Source organism: Vagococcus sp. JNUCC 83 (assembly GCF_053667615.1).
The window spans coordinates 831,305-847,595 of the sequence record NZ_CM132204.1 but is presented as its reverse complement, the minus strand read 5'-3'; the positions used below and the strand labels follow the sequence as shown (position 1 = coordinate 847,595).

At 36.9% G+C, this 16,291-nt stretch carries 14 protein-coding genes; 1 reads left to right on the top strand and 13 read right to left on the bottom strand.

Translation table 11 applies throughout. The features are described from left to right. Nucleotides 1–332 precede the first annotated feature (332 nt). The 13 genes from pyrE to JNUCC83_RS03880 form a co-directional block, all read right to left on the bottom strand. Nucleotides 333–953: an orotate phosphoribosyltransferase gene (gene pyrE, locus JNUCC83_RS03940; RefSeq protein ID WP_454460922.1), complete on the bottom strand. Its 621-nt coding sequence runs from the start codon at nt 951–953 to the stop codon at nt 333–335. Beyond that, a complete protein-coding gene (gene pyrF, locus JNUCC83_RS03935) occupies nt 953–1,675 on the bottom strand; it encodes an orotidine-5'-phosphate decarboxylase (RefSeq protein WP_454460921.1) in 723 nt (240 codons plus the stop codon). Before pyrF ends, pyrE begins: the two co-directional genes overlap by 1 nt. Continuing rightward, entirely contained in the window at nt 1,672–2,592 is a 921-nt protein-coding gene (locus JNUCC83_RS03930) for a dihydroorotate dehydrogenase (protein WP_454460920.1), read from the bottom strand. The genes pyrF and JNUCC83_RS03930 overlap by 4 nt, the downstream gene beginning before the upstream one ends. Further along, complete coding sequence (locus tag JNUCC83_RS03925) at nt 2,589–3,368, bottom strand: dihydroorotate dehydrogenase electron transfer subunit (protein WP_454460919.1); 780 nt, start codon at nt 3,366–3,368, stop codon at nt 2,589–2,591. Before JNUCC83_RS03925 ends, JNUCC83_RS03930 begins: the two co-directional genes overlap by 4 nt. A gap of 15 nt (nt 3,369–3,383) precedes the next feature. Next, nucleotides 3,384–6,563 carry a carbamoyl-phosphate synthase large subunit gene (carB, locus tag JNUCC83_RS03920; RefSeq protein WP_454460918.1) on the bottom strand — a complete coding sequence of 1,060 codons (3,180 nt, stop codon included), beginning with the start codon at nt 6,561–6,563 and terminating at the stop codon, nt 3,384–3,386. Beyond that, entirely contained in the window at nt 6,556–7,638 is a 1,083-nt protein-coding gene (locus JNUCC83_RS03915) for a carbamoyl phosphate synthase small subunit (protein ID WP_454460917.1), read from the bottom strand. Before JNUCC83_RS03915 ends, carB begins: the two co-directional genes overlap by 8 nt. A 4-nt stretch (nt 7,639–7,642) precedes the next feature. Further along, nucleotides 7,643–8,926 carry a dihydroorotase gene (pyrC, locus tag JNUCC83_RS03910; protein ID WP_454460916.1) on the bottom strand — a complete coding sequence of 428 codons (1,284 nt, stop codon included), beginning with the start codon at nt 8,924–8,926 and terminating at the stop codon, nt 7,643–7,645. 10 nt (nt 8,927–8,936) lie between these two features. After that, entirely contained in the window at nt 8,937–9,863 is a 927-nt protein-coding gene (locus tag JNUCC83_RS03905; RefSeq protein WP_454460915.1) for an aspartate carbamoyltransferase catalytic subunit, read from the bottom strand. A 14-nt stretch (nt 9,864–9,877) separates the two neighbouring features. Then, nucleotides 9,878–11,170: a solute carrier family 23 protein gene (locus JNUCC83_RS03900; protein ID WP_454460914.1), complete on the bottom strand. Its 1,293-nt coding sequence runs from the start codon at nt 11,168–11,170 to the stop codon at nt 9,878–9,880. A gap of 137 nt (nt 11,171–11,307) precedes the next feature. After that, complete coding sequence (gene pyrR, locus JNUCC83_RS03895) at nt 11,308–11,847, bottom strand: bifunctional pyr operon transcriptional regulator/uracil phosphoribosyltransferase PyrR (RefSeq protein ID WP_454460913.1); 540 nt, start codon at nt 11,845–11,847, stop codon at nt 11,308–11,310. A gap of 197 nt (nt 11,848–12,044) precedes the next feature. Then, a complete protein-coding gene (locus JNUCC83_RS03890) occupies nt 12,045–12,950 on the bottom strand; it encodes an RluA family pseudouridine synthase (protein WP_454460912.1) in 906 nt (301 codons plus the stop codon). A gap of 115 nt (nt 12,951–13,065) precedes the next feature. After that, entirely contained in the window at nt 13,066–14,484 is a 1,419-nt protein-coding gene (locus tag JNUCC83_RS03885) for a cation:dicarboxylate symporter family transporter (RefSeq protein ID WP_454460911.1), read from the bottom strand. Between the two features lie 58 nt (nt 14,485–14,542). Beyond that, on the bottom strand, nt 14,543–14,902 hold the full coding sequence (locus JNUCC83_RS03880; protein ID WP_454460910.1) for a Rid family detoxifying hydrolase: 360 nt from the start codon (nt 14,900–14,902) through the stop codon (nt 14,543–14,545). A gap of 214 nt (nt 14,903–15,116) precedes the next feature. Here JNUCC83_RS03880 and JNUCC83_RS03875 point away from each other — a divergent pair, with 214 nt between their 5' ends. Beyond that, nucleotides 15,117–16,250, top strand: coding sequence for a trans-sulfuration enzyme family protein (locus JNUCC83_RS03875; protein ID WP_454460909.1), 1,134 nt, complete (start codon nt 15,117–15,119; stop codon nt 16,248–16,250). The last annotated feature ends 41 nt before the right edge of the window (nt 16,251–16,291 follow it).

Below are 16,291 nucleotides of genomic sequence, written 5' to 3'. Positions count from 1 at the left end.
TATCGCATATAATTATTATTTGTGATTAATTTCACTTTAAAGTGCAACGAATAACTTTCCAGTATAATATACGATATATTTTTGAACATTTCAACTATAAATTTAACCTTTTTTATAATACTTATTTAGTATATTGTAGCTTTTTGTTTTATTAGTAGCTTTATGAATATCGTTTTGTTGGGATATTTTTGTTATGTTAATAGCTATAAAATGTCGTTGTAATAATGTTTATTCATATGGGTAACAATTCTAAGTATAAAGAAATAAGATACTAATAAAAAGTCTTTGAGTATCTTATTTCTTTATACTATGTGCGTTTATAATTGATCTCTTTAGCTTAACCAAGAAGCAGGATCTTTTTTCCATTCTTGTAGTAACAATCGGTCAGACTCGGTTATATAATCATTTTCAATGGCTACTTCGATTAATTCGTCGTAATTTGTTAGTGTATCAAATGATAAATTAGCTTCTTTAAAGTTTTCAACACCACTTGGTAACTGATAAGTAAATATTGCAGCCACTCCTAAAACATCAGCACCTTCACGTTTTGCCGCTTCTGAGGCTTCAATTACACTTCCACCAGTTGAAATCAAATCTTCAATAATCACCATCTTCGCACCATTATCAATGCGTCCTTCGATTTGATTTTTCTTTCCGTGATCTTTTGATTTTCCACGAATATAGACCATTGGTAACCCCAGTTCTTCTGCTACCCAAGCTGCATGTGGAATCCCTGCAGTCGCTGTACCAGCAATCACTTCCACCTCTGGATAATTTTCTTTAATTAAGTTTGCTAAACCTTTTGCGACTTGTTTACGCACATCAGGGTAGCTCATCGTTAAACGATTATCACAATAGATAGGGCTTTTGATACCACTTGCCCATGTAAAAGGGTCATTTGGACTTAAAGATACGGCTTTAATTGAGAGTAATTCTTTAGCAACTTGTTTCATTAATTTATTTCTCCATTCCATTGTTTTTTTATTTCTAAATAAGCATCATAGGGATTTTCAGCTTGTGTAATCGGTCTTCCAACAACGATATACGTTGCCCCATTTTCTCTTGCTTTACTTGGTGTCATCACACGTTTTTGGTCGCCTACCTCATCACTAGCTAAACGAATACCTGGTGTTAGACAAACAAAGTCTTGGCTCGTATGAGTTTTAATGTCTTTTGCTTCATGAGCCGAGCATACAACACCATCCAATCCAGATTGCTGAGTCAATACCGCATAATGACGCACACTTTGATTTAAGCCAACAGAAATGAGTTGTTCTTCTTTGACCTGTTCATCACTGGTTGAGGTTAATTGAGTGACTGCGATTAATTTAGGAACAGATTGTCCGTTAGAGGTCCCTTCTTTTAATCCTTTGTACGCTGCTTCCATCATCTCTTTGCCACCAGCAGCATGAACATTCGTTAAAGAGACACCAAGTTTAGCCAATCCTTTCATCGCAGAATACACGGTATTTGGAATATCATGTAACTTTAAATCTAAAAAGACATCATGCCCCATACTAATCAACCATGTCACGATACTTGGTCCCTCTTGATAAAATAATTCCATCCCTACTTTAACATAAAGTGATTCTTCTTTAGGAAAATTAGCTAAAAATAATTCAATGGCTTTTTTACTTGGTAAGTCTAAAGCAATAACTGGTCTTTTTTCTCTCATTGTCTGCCCTCTTTCACTTCTCTAATTAGTTGTTCGATTGATTCTATTCCTAATTCATCCATTCTGTTAGGCAATTCATCGATTAATTTTGGACAAATGTATGGGTCTGTAAAGTTCATTGTTCCAACTGCTACAGCACTTGCGCCAGCTAGGTACATTTCGATAGCATCATCAACCGTTGACACGCCTCCCATACCAATAATAGGGATATCTACTGCATGTGACACTTCATGAATCATTCTAATAGCCACAGGTTTAATTCCTGGACCTGATAATCCTCCTGTTCCATTAGCAAGAACTGGTTTTCTGGATTTTAGATCAATTCTCATACCTAATAATGTATTAATCATTGTGATACCATCTGCTCCAGCTTCTTCTACTGCTTTAGCGATTGGCACAATACTTGTCACATTGGGAGATAATTTGATATATACAGGGACACTTGCCACAGATTTAGCTGCTGCAGTCAGCTCAGCTGCTACCTTAGCGTTTGTTCCAAAAGCAATGCCACCTTCTTTAACATTGGGACAAGAAATATTTAATTCAATAGCTTTAACGTTTGGTGCGTCGCCGATTTTTTCACACACACGTTTGTAATCATCCACTGTTGAGCCAGCCACGTTTGCAATGATTGGCACATCATATTTTTCTAAAGAGGGTAATTGCTTCGTCATCACTGTATCTAAACCAGGATTTTGCAACCCAATCGCATTTAACATCCCACTTGGTGTTTCCGCGACACGCGGCGTGGGGTTACCATAACGCATGTCAGCGGTTGTTGCTTTAACCATGATAGCGCCTAGTTTACTTAAATCAAAGTACTTCGCATACTCATCACCAAAACCAAAACAGCCACTTGCTGGCATAATAGGATTTTTTAACTCTAAACCGGGTATAGTTACGCTTAATCGACTCATATTATCACCTCTCCAGCTTTAAATATCGGCCCTTCATCACAAACTTTTTTATTGATGTTAGGGTCTTTTTTAGATTGACAAACACAGGCATAGCATGCACCCACGCCACATGCCATTCTCTCTTCCATTGAAAGGTAGACATGAGGATGATCTATAAAGCTATTTTCTACTGCTCTAAGTAAACCTGGCGCACCACATGCATAGATTGCTTTAGGTTTTCCAACAGTATCTGTCACCTCATCTATTAACATTCCAACATGACCTTTTGTTCCATATGAGCCATCATCTGTTGCGATACGTAATTGTCCTAGATCACTAAATTCTTTTTCATAATACATCACATCTTTTGAGGCAAATCCATTCAAAAAATAAATAGTCGCACCCTTTTCTTTTAATCTACGACCTAACTCATAAAGAGGAGGAACACCTATTCCTCCACCTATGACATACACAATATCATCAGCTTCTACCATACTAATATCAAACCCATTGCCCAAGGGACCTAAGCAATCAAGTTTCTCTCCAACCTGACATTGGCTAAAGACTTTGGTTCCATCGCCTTCCACACGATAAATAATTTTACACGTTTGATTATCATGATTGACTTTTGCTAAACTGATCGGTCTTCTAAGCAGTAAATCTTGTCTTGGAACACGAATATGAATAAATTGACCTGGTGTTACCATCTCTTTTGTTAAGTCACCTCTTAACGTCATTTCGAATATACGTGGTGCTAATTCAACTTGATTGACAATCTCCATCATCTCTTGCTTCATATTCAATCTCCCTTTTTATAATGATATTGCTGTAAAACTTCTAGCTTCTAGTACTTTCAAAATCGCTTCTGCCGTATCTAGTGATGTCATCAAAGGCACACCATTTTCTACAGCAGTTCGGCGAATTCTAAATCCGTCCGAAGTTTCTTTAGCGCTATTTCCAGTGGTGTTAATCACTAAGCTGACTTTACCTGTTCTAATGCTATCAATCACATTGTAATTAGTCGTATCAGCAATTTTTGCGACAGTTTCAACGACTAAATCATGCTCTCTTAAATAGTTACTCGTCCCTTCTGTTGCCAATATACCGTAGCCGATATCAGAAAAACGTTTAGCTAAAATTAGTGCTTCTTCTTTTGCATCATCCGAAATAGTAAACAGAACATTGCCGTAGTCGGGTAAGTGCATGCCACTTGCTTCAAACGCTTTGTAAAGAGCATTTTCCATTGTTTGATCCGTTCCCATGACCTCACCTGTCGATTTCATTTCTGGTCCTAATTGAGTATCCACCTCATGTAATTTTGCAAATGAGAACACCGGGGCTTTCACATGAACCATTGGACTTTCTTTATACAATCCAGGCTCATACCCGAATTCTTTTAAAGTGTGGCCTAAAATTAATTGTGTCGCAAGTTTTGCCATTGGAATATCTGTCACTTTACTTAAAAACGGCACAGTTCGACTGGCACGCGGATTCACTTCAATCACAAACACTTCTTCATCTTGCGCAATGAATTGGATGTTCATAATCCCCTTACAGTTTAACCCTCTTGCTAATTTTTGAGTGTAGTCAACAATCTTATCAATCACTCGTTGAGAGATGGTTTGTGGAGGATACACTGCCATTGAGTCACCCGAATGCACACCAGCTCGCTCGATATGTTCCATTATACCAGGGATTAATACATCTTGACCATCACATATCGCATCCACTTCACACTCTACTCCAACCACGTAGCGGTCTATTAAGATTGGGTGCTCTGGTGAGGCTTTTACCGCTTCAACCATGTAACGTTTTAAGTCTTTGGTACTCCACACAATCTCCATCGCACGACCACCTAAAACATAACTTGGGCGAACTAACACTGGATAACCAATTCTTTCTGCAATGGCTATCGCGTCAGATTCATTTGTCGCAGTAGCTCCTTCAGGTTGTGGAATACCTAATTCTTGTAAAGCATGTTCAAACTTATCACGGTTTTCTGCTCTGTCTAAATCTTCTAACGTTGTACCAATGATTTTAATACCATGCTGTGTTAAACCTTCAGCTAAGTTTATCGCTGTTTGTCCACCAAATTGAACAATTACCCCTTTAGGCTGTTCTAACTCAACCACATTTAAGACATCTTCTAACGTTAACGGTTCAAAGTATAGTTTGTCTGAGATAGAAAAATCTGTCGACACGGTTTCAGGATTACTATTAATGATGATTGCTTCGTACCCTTCTTCTTGAATGGCTTTCACCGAATGCACTGTTGCATAATCAAATTCTACCCCTTGACCGATACGTATTGGACCTGAGCCCAATACGATAACCGATTCTTTATCCGTTCTTACACTTTCGTTTTCTTCTTCATAAGTACTATAGAAGTATGGGGTTTCCGAAGCGAATTCTCCAGCACATGTGTCCACCATTTTATAAACCGGTAAGATGCCATACTCTTTTCTTAAACTTAATACTTCTTCTGTTGAGGTGCCCCATAACGTTGCAATCACACTATCAGCTATTCCATAACGTTTAGCTTCTTTTAATGTTTCTAAGTTTTTTGGTTTTTCTGATACTAATGTTTCCAATTCTATGATTCGTTTAATTTTATCTAAGAAAAAGATATCAATTTTTGTGTATTGGGCAATATCTTTGATAGACATTCCTCGTCTAATTCCTTCAGCTACTCTGAATAAACGGTCATCTTTTGCTTCCACCATTTGTTTGATTAACTCATCATCTGACAGGTCTTTTGATTCTTCTGAGTCAATATGATGTAACCCAATCTCTAAAGATCTCACTGCTTTTAGTAATGATTCTTCTATCGTACGACCTAACGCCATCACTTCTCCGGTTGCTTTCATTTGGGTACTTAATAATCTATCTCCGTGTTCAAACTTATCAAAGGCCCAACGCGGAATTTTTGAAACCACATAATCAAGTGCTGGTTCAAACATCGCATAAGTCGTTTGTGTCACTGGATTTTTCATTTCATCGAGTGTTAAACCTACTGCAATTTTTGCCGCAATTTTTGCAATCGGAAATCCTGTTGCTTTACTTGCTAGAGCGGAAGATCGACTCACTCGAGGATTTACCTCAATAATATAATATTCATAACTATTTGGGTTTAAGGCTAACTGAACATTACAACCACCTTCTATTTCTAGTGCTTTAATAATTTTTAGTGATGCATCTCTTAATAGCTGAACTTCAACATCAGATAATGTTTGGCAAGGAGCAAAGACGATTGAGTCACCTGTATGAATGCCTACTGGGTCAAAGTTTTCCATATGGCACACCACAATGGCTTGATCTTTTTTATCGCGCATCACTTCAAATTCAATTTCTTTGTAACCTGCAATACTTTTTTCAATTAAACATTGGTTAACAGGAGATAAGCTGATTCCATTTTTCGTAATAGCAATAAGTGACTCTTCATCATCACACATACCGCCACCTGTTCCACCTAAAGTAAATGCTGGACGTACAATTAATGGGTAACCAATGTCACGGCCAAACGCTACAGCTTCTTCTACTGTATGAACAATCACACTTTCAGGAATTGGTTCATTAAGTTCTTCCATTAATTGTTTAAACAAATCTCTATCCTCTGCTTGATCAATGGCGCTTATCTTCGTTCCCAAAAGCTCTATCCCAAGTTCTTCTAAAATACCTTTATCATTTAGTTCAATAGCCATATTTAAGCCTGTTTGCCCACCTAAAGTTGGTAAAATCGCATCTGGTCTTTCTTTACGTAAGATTTTTGTGACAAATTCAAGAGTGATTGGTTCGATATACACCTTATCAGCAATGTCTTTGTCTGTCATAATGGTTGCTGGGTTAGAATTAATTAATACGACTTCATAGCCCTCTTCTTTTAAAGCAAGGCATGCTTGTGTCCCGGCGTAATCAAATTCTGCTGCTTGTCCGATGATGATTGGACCTGATCCAATCACTAGTATTTTTTTAATATCGTCTCTTTTAGGCATGTTCGTTCCCCCAGTTTTCCATTAATTCAATAAACTCATCAAAAATTGACTCTGCATCATGTGGCCCAGGTGCAGCATCCGGATGGAATTGCACGGAAAATGCCGGATGATGTTTATGTTTCACACCCTCAACCGATCCATCGTTAATATCAATATGTGTTAACATCAATTCTGTGGTATCAAGACTATCTAATGACACCGCATACCCATGATTTTGAGATGTAAAGTAAACTAAGTCAGAAGCAATCTCACGAACAGCATGATTGCCACCTCGATGACCAAAACGCATTTTATACGTATCTGCCCCATTAGCTAAACTTAATAATTGATGTCCTAAACAAATACCAAAGATTGGAACAACTTCCTGAAGTTTTAAAATTGTTTTTAATGCCAGTGGTAAGTCTTTAGGATTACCAGGCCCATTTGATAGCATCACGCCATCTGGACGATAAGATAAAATCTCTTTTGCGGTTGTGTCATAAGGAACCACAGTGATGTGACACTCTCTTTTAATTAATTCACGCAAGATACTTTGCTTCATACCAAAATCTATAATGACCACATTTGCCCCAGTTCCTGGAATACTATATGGCTTGGCTGTTGATACTGCTTGAACTTGTGTTGATGATAGCACAGTTGCTCTAAGTTGATCATACGCATGATGCAAGTCTGGCACAACGTCAATAATGCTTGCCTTCATGGCTCCTTTTTCACGAATTTTTTTGGTTAAGGCACGAGTGTCAATCCCACTGATCCCCGGAACACCTTTATCTTTTAGGAACTCATCCAATGTTGCTTGTGAGCGCCAATTTGATGCGACTCTAGCAACATCTCTTACAACAACAGCAGAACATGCTGGAGACATGGATTCAAAATCATCTCGATTAATCCCATAATTTCCAATTGTTGGGTATGTAAATAATAAAATTTGACCTTTAAAACTTGGGTCTGTCATCATTTCTTGATACCCACTCATTCCCGTTGTAAATACTAATTCCCCTGTTGCAGAGTTTGAAGCGCCAAATCCTTCACCCTCATAACACGTTCCATCTTCCAAGATTAACAATCGTTTCATACCCTTATACCTCCTCTTTATTCCAAACCATTTGACCTTTTACAAATGTGTATAACGTATCACCTTTAACTCTTTCACCGCTAAATGGTGTATTGTGTGATTTTGATACAAATTCTTCCGGTATCACCACTTCTTTATCTAAATCAAAGATGGCAATATCAGCATCTGCTCCTATATTTAGTGAGCCAGTTTCTAAATTAAATATTTTTGAGGGAGCTTCTGTTAGCCAATACACCACTTGCTCTAATGTAAAGCGATTTGTTTCAACAAAGTGAGTGTACATTAAAGAAAATGCCGTTTCGCTTCCCACAATACCAAAAGGTGACTTTATCATACTTTGATTTTTTTCATCATGTCCATGTGGTGCATGGTCTGTTGCGATACAATCAATCGTACCATCAAGCAACCCGTCAATTAATGCTAGTTGATCATCACTTGCTCTTAATGGCGGATTCATTTTAAAGTAACCATGATCATGTGTAATATCACCATCTGTCATGATCAAGTGATGTGGGCACACTTCGCATGTCACGTGAATACCGTTCTTTTTCGCTTGTCTAATCACTTCGACACTTTCTTTAGTCGATACATGGCATACATGGTAGTGTACGCCTGTTTCTTTTGCTAATAACACATCTCTTGCAATTTGTGATGATTCTGTTGCACTCATAATACCGGGTAAACCTAGTTCTTTTGATTTTTCTCCTAAGTGCATCACACCACCAAACAGTAAACTTTCATCTTCAGTATGTGCAACGATTGCCATATCAAGTGCAGCTGCTTCTTTCATTGCTTCATACATCACACCAGCAGTTTGAACACCAACACCGTCATTAGTAAATGCAAAGGCTCCTGCTTTTTTTAATCCCTTAAAATCAACTAATTCTTCTGTGTTTAACTCTTTAGTAATAGGAGCATACTGTAAGATATTAACCACACTGTCTTTTTCGATTCGTTGATACATCTCAGTTAAAAGCTCTGGTGTATCTGGCACTGGATTAAGATTCGGCATAGCACAGACTGTTGTAAATCCACCTTTAGCAGCTGAACGACTTCCTGTTTCGATAGTTTCTTTATACTCGAATCCTGGTTCTCTAAAATGTACATGAACATCCACAAAACCTGGTGTAATTAATCCATTTTTTGCATCCACTACTTTATCAAAATTAGTTGATAAGTCATCAAACGTACCAATCCCTTTAATTTTTTCATTTTCTATCCATACATCTACTGGAATCAACTGATTTCTGCTTGTTACCACTCGCCCATTTTTAATTAATGTGTTCATCTGTCTCCTCCTATGATTTTCCTTGTAATATTGCTTCTAAGATTGCCATTCTCATAAAAACACCATTTGTCATTTGTTGCGTAATCCGTGACTGATAGCTTTCAACCAACTCATCTGCCAACTCCACATCCCGATTGACTGGTGCTGGATGCATGATAATTGCTTTTTCTTTCATTTTTGTTGCTCGTTCATTCGTTAAACCATGTTGCTGATGATACTCTTCTTTAGAAAAACTTTCACTATCATCGTGACGTTCGTGTTGAACACGGAGCATCATCATAACATCAACTTTATCTAATACCTCATCTATTGGTAAATAAGTTCCATAAGCCTCATATTTTTTGTTGTACCATTCTTCTGGACCACAAAAATAAAGATTAGCTCCAAGACGTTTTAACATTTTCATATTTGAGTTTGCTACTCGTGAGTGTGTTAAATCCCCACAAATCGCAATATTTAAGTTTTCAAAATGACCAAACTCCTCGTAAATGGTTAAAAGATCGAGTAAGCATTGTGTGGGATGATTTCCACTTCCATCTCCCCCATTAATAATTGAGGTGGTGATGGTTTTACTTTGAATTAATTCATTGTAGTAATCTTCTTCCCAGTGACGAATCACACAGGCTTGCACACCGATAGCTGACATGGTTAGCACCGTATCATAAAGTGATTCTCCTTTTGAAACAGAACTTGTTTTTGCATCAAACTCTATTACATCGATGCCCATTTTTTTCTCTGCGACTTCAAAACTTTTGTGTGTTCTCGTGCTATTTTCAAAAAATAAATTGGCAACAAAATATTGTTGATGGGGTAACGTCGAAGTAGCCCCTTGTTTAAATTGTTGTGCTCGTTTAATTAATCCCATTACTTCTTGATCGCTTAATGATTCTGCAGTTAATAAATGTTTTAAACTTATCTTTTCCGATGTAATAATCATTTGAGCCTCTCCTTTTATTCTAATTCACTTTTTGCTTTCTCAGGTAAAATCAGGTTTAAAATGATACCAAACAATGTGGCAAGTGCCATGCCAGATACTGCTACTGCTCCAACTTGGAAGGTTAATCCGCCGATTCCCACTACTAAGATAACTGAGGCAATCAACAAGTTACGTTTTAAGTTAAAATCAATTTTATTATCAATCAAGATTTTCAATCCGCTTGAAGCAATCACTCCGAATAGGATAAAACTAATTCCCGCAATAACTGGGTTAGGAATACTTTGAATAATCGCTGTTAGTTTTCCAACAAAACTTAATCCCATTGCTAAGGCTGCCGCTCCACCGATGACAAACACACTGTGTACGCGAGTAATCGCTAGTACGCCGATATTCTCACCATAACTTGTCACAGGAGGGCCTCCGACTAAACCAGCGACGATTTGTGCTAATCCGTCACCTTTAAGTGTTTTATCTAATCCTGGCTCTTTGAAGAAATCTCGTTTTGTTAATTTGTTTAATACCATCAAGTGACCGATATGCTCTGTCATTGTCACAAACGCGATAGGGGCCATTGTCACAATTGCTGTTAAGTAAAATTTTGGTGTGTAAGTCACAAATGGCGCTTGAAAGTCAGGTAAAGCAAACCATGCTGCTTGTCTAATTGGCTCAACATCGACAATGCCAACTGCTAGTGCGATAAAATAACCACACACAATGCCTAATAAAATTGGAATTAGTCCCATAAATCCTTTAAGATACATATTAAAAAATATTGTTAAGGCCATGGTTACTAGTGCGACGGCAATGTATTTTACACTGTAAATTTGTTCGCCATTTGCTCCGACTGCATACATTGCTTGGCTTGCAGCATTTCCTGCTAACCCAAGACCGATGACCATCACAACTGGTCCAACCACAATCGCTGGAAGCAACTTATCTAACCAAGCAGAACCTGCTCGTTTAACAATTGCTGACACAATTAAGTACACAATCCCTGTTGTAATCGCACCTAGTGCCACAGCTGGATACCCATCATCTTTCATTAACATCTGCATCGCTGCGATAAACGCAAAACTACTTCCTAAGTAAGCCGGTATTTTTCCTTTTGTGACGATTAAATAGACTATTGTTCCTAAACCTGAACTAAATAGAGCGATGCCTGGATTAATTCCTACTAGTATTGGTACCAAAACTGTTGCACCAAACATGGTAAACAAATGCTGTAAGCTAAGACCTAGCCATTTAATTCCTTTGGGTTTATCGTGTATATCCAATACAACATCTGGGTTTCTATAATTTTCTTTCATTTGACAGTCTCCTTTATAATAAAAAATCCTCGTTTCATTGTTAGAAACGAGGCGCACGAAAACAGATTGGTGTTTGACTTTTTCCACCAATTGTTACTGCTTTTCCTAGTCTCTCTGTACTCGATTAAAAAGCTTATTTAATTAAGTTGTTTGATTTTTATTTCATCTTTATCATCGTATTCTTTTACAGAAACAATAATTTGTTCATCTTTTGAGGTTGGAATGTTTTTCCCAACATAATCTGCACGAATGGGTAATTCTCTGTGTCCTCTATCGACTAAAACGGCAAGTGAAATTTTTTCAGGACGACCAATGTCCATAATCGCATCCAGTGCGGCACGAATGGTTCTCCCTGTATAAATCACGTCATCCACTAAAATAACTTCTTTGTTTTCAATTGAAAATGGAATATTTGATGCATGAACTTCTGGTGTATCATGTTCGTTAACATGGTTATCATCTCTGTATAATGTAATGTCTAATTCTCCAACCGGAATGTCTTTTCCCTCAAGTTGTTTTAAGCGATCGGCTATACGATTGGCTAAATAAATGCCACGTGTTTTAATTCCAATTAACACAATATCATCAATGCCTTTATGACGTTCGATAATCTCATACGTGATACGTGTCAATGCTCGTTTCATTGTCATTTCATCAACCACTACCTTTTCAGTCAATGTCTTTCCCCCTTATTTTTCCAACAAAAAAACCTCTTACCCATGAGAGTTAAGAGGTTTGTGTTTAGTCACAATTATATAAGGATACACTTATCCCTATCTAAAAATATTACACGCTCCTTCTTAGCCTCTCTGGACTACTCTTAAAGGACTATTCTGTTTTATTGTACTGAGTATAACGTAGCAACCAACAAATATCAATCATTATTTTCGATTTCTTTTAAAGTTTTTTTAAATATTTCTGGCAACTCAGAATCAAACGTCATCAACTCACCTGTTGTTGGATGAGTGAAGGCTAACGTTTTAGCATGTAAGAACTGCCCATTTCCTTTAATGGTTTTCTTTGGACCATATAAAGGATCGCCAACAATCGGATAACCTATGTAATCCATATGCACGCGAATTTGATGCGTACGACCTGTCTCAAGAACACATTCAATCAATGTATAATCTAAAAATCTTTCTAACACCGTGAAATGCGTCACTGCTTCTTTCCCATCTGCGACAATGGCTTGTTTTTGACGATTGTCTTTGCTTCGGCCAATAGGTGCATCAATCTTTCCTTTTTCATGTGGAATAACACCATGAACAAGTGCGACGTATTTTCTTAATGTTTTTCTTTCTTTTAATTCATCTTGTAAAGCGATGTGAGCCGCATCATTTTTAGCTACCATTAATAATCCAGATGTGTCCTTATCTATTCGGTGGACAATCCCTGGTCGTATCACATCATTAATACTAGATAACGAATCCGCATGAAATAATAAGGCATTAACTAACGTTCCGCTAGGGTGCCCCATAGAAGGATGAACCACCATTCCTTGAGGCTTGTTTACAACAATAACATCATTATCCTCGTAAACAATTTCAATGGGAATGTCTTGTGGGTCTAATGTCAATTCTTTTGGTGCAGGAACATCAACATCAATAACGTCCTCATTTTTAACTTTATAATTGGCTTTAACGATGTCTCCGTTGACTTTCACTGCTTCTTCTTTTAACCAACTTTGGATTTGAGAACGAGAATACTCAGTATAAACATCAGCTAATACTTTATCAATTCTTCCCTTTTTATCTTGTACTACATAATTTAGTTGTGTCATGTATTATCTCCTTCATTCAACTTGCTCACTTAGTTTATCACAAAATGAAGTGCTATTCACTAGCGCAATGAAGAATTTAAAATAAAAAAGAGACGATAATCGCCTCTTTTACAAATTATTCATTTATTTCAGTTGGTGTTGATGGGGCATTAAATGCCTCTTTATTAAATGACCCTTCCCATTTGTCAACGACTATAGCTGACACCATGCTTCCAGTTACATTTAACATTGTACGTCCCATATCAATAATCGGATCAATACCAAACACGGCACCAATACTAGAAATAGCAGAACCATAACCTAAACCATTCAATGTAACGGTTGCGGCAACAGTTGCTGTTCCTGGTACACCAGCAATTCCGATTGAACCAACTGTTACAACAACAACGACTAATACAAAGAATGAAAAGTCCATTGTCGCTCCAGCTGCTGCTGCAACAAGAGTTCCTAACATTGCCGGGAATACACCCGCACAACCATTCATCCCAATTGTTGTCCCTAGTGTGGCCACAAAATTTGACGTTTCGCCAGATACGCCCATATCATCTTCCAATGTTTTTAAGGTGTAAGGTAGTGTTCCGACACTCGAACGAGATGAGAAAGCAAACAATAACGTGGTGAATGCTTTCTTGTAAAATGTCACAGGATTAACTCCCATAAATAGAAGAATAACCACATATACAAGAAGCATGATGATAACACCAGTATATAATGCCGCAATAAAACCTAACATACTAACAATTGATTGAACACCATTCGTAATAATTGTATTACTTACTAGTGCAACCACACCATATGGCATCAACTTAATAACGTTAGTTAAAACGGAGTTCACTGTTACTCGGAGTGAATCTAAAAATGAAACAAAAGGTGCTACTTCTTTTGGTTTTTTTACCTTCAAGAAACGAATTGCACTAGCAAACATCGCTGCAATAATCACAACGGATACGATACTTCCATTATCTCCCATAACACTGGTAATATTATTTGGAATCAAATTTAAGAAGAACTCTGGAAAACTTTGTGCTGCAATGTTATTGATAAATTCAGATTTTTGCTCAGTTAAATCTCCAGCAAAACTAACAGCATTAAGATTATATAGTTTTACAACTAAAATACCAACAATGGCTGAAACTGCTGTGGTACTTAATAATGTAATGAATGTTCGTGTCGTCAAACTTTTAATCCGATTCCCTTGTACATCCACCACTACCTTTATAATAGAAAGAAAAACAACTGGAATCGCAAGTAACTGAACGAGTTTTAAAAACCCTGTACCAATTAAGCCAAACCACGCAGATATTTCTCCTCTAGCATGATCGATATAAATTCCGTTCTTACTACTTATCACATCGATACCAATTCCTAAAACAAGTCCGATAACTAAAGCGATGATCATGCGTTTTGAAAAGCTTACTTTTCTATTTTTGAGTATTCTTAAGCACATGATTGCACCACCTAACAATACAATAGCAATCAACGTGTAAAAATTACTCACTTTTAAAAACTGTGAGAAAAATGGAACATCTATCATGAATATCATCTCCTTTTTTATCAGTCTTAACTGACTCTTCTATGTATCCTACACCACATTATTTTTGAATAATAAATTCAACTTCTAATAAGGCGTTTTTTGGTAACTTAGCTACTTGAAACGCTGATCTAGCTGGCGTCTTATCAGTAAAATAGCTACCGTAAATGTCATTAAATGTGTTGAAGTGTTCTAAATTTTGTAAAAAGCAAGTTGTTTTAATAATGGCATTAAAATCAACTCCAACCTCATCTAATATCAGCTTGATATTTTCCATCACTTGTGTTGCTTGACCTTCTATTGTTTCTGAAACAATCTCTCCTGTTTCAACATCAATTGGAATTTGTCCGGAAACAAAAACTAAATTTCCTGCCTCACGAAAAACAGAATAAGGTCCAATGGGTTTTGGTAATTTCGACATAATCATCCTCCATTCCTAATTTATAGTTGTCATTATACACAAAATATCCTTCGATTAAAAAAATATGCTCTCGAAAATGCCAATTTATTTGAAATTTTATTCATATGAACGTTTTTTAATACATAGAAAATATAATTAAGTTGTTGACAACGCATACATTATAGTGTTACTTTCAAGTTATATTATGACTGTTCAAATATATTGGAGGGGTTTTATGAATATCAATACAAAATTATTACACGGCTATTCTGTCATAGACAAAGAAACTGGCGCAGCATCTATCCCAAAATATCAAACATCCACGTTTCATCAAGACGATGTGTTTCATCACACGGGATACAACTACACACGATTTGGTAACCCAACCATCACAGCTGTGGAAGAATGTATCGCATCTCTTGAGAATGCAACATTTGGTTTAGCTTTTTCATCAGGTATGGCCGCCATCAATTCTGTTTTATTTATGTTATCTCAAGGAGATCACTTAATTTTAGGAAAAAACATTTATGGTGGCACTTATCAGATTGTGACGGAATTTCTAACACGTTTTGGAGTGGAACATACTTTCGTTGATGAATCTGATGTTTCAGCATGGGAAAATGCCATTCAACCAAATACGAAATTATTTTATTTAGAAACACCATCGAACCCTTTATTAACGATTACAGACTTAAAAGCTGTCTGTCATTTAGCACAAACACACAACATTTTAACGGCATGTGATAACACATTTATGACACCTGTTCATCAACATCCTCTTGATTTAGGCGTTGACATTGTCATTCATAGTGCGACAAAATTTATTAATGGACACAGTGATATTTTAGCTGGACTCATCGCGACAAATGATGAAGAACTATATTTTATTTTGAAAAAACATCAAAAAGCTTTAGGCAGTATTTTAGGTGTGGAAGATGCTTGGCTACTTCTTAGAGGGGTCAAAACAATGGGATTGCGTATGGAACAATCCGTTAAAAATGCGGCTAAAATTGCCGAGTTTTTATCACAGCATAATGAAATAAAATCTGTTTATTATCCTGGATTAGCAACTCATCCTCAAGCAAATGTTCATCAATCACAAACGCAATCTGGTGGTGCTGTGTTAAGCTTTGAATTAAGTTGTGAAGACAAAGTGGCAGACTTCTTTAATAAATGTCAAATTCCAATTGTCGCTGTCAGTCTGGGTGGTGTTGAGTCCATTTTATCTTACCCTTGGACGATGTCACATGCCTGTATGCCAGAAGAAGAACGTATCAAAATGGGCGTTACCTCCACATTAATTCGTCTATCTTGTGGAATTGAAGATTGCGATGATTTAATTACTGATTTAGAGAGTGCTCTTAAATAAGCAAAAGACCAAATCGCAATCGACTTGGTCTTTCTTTTGTA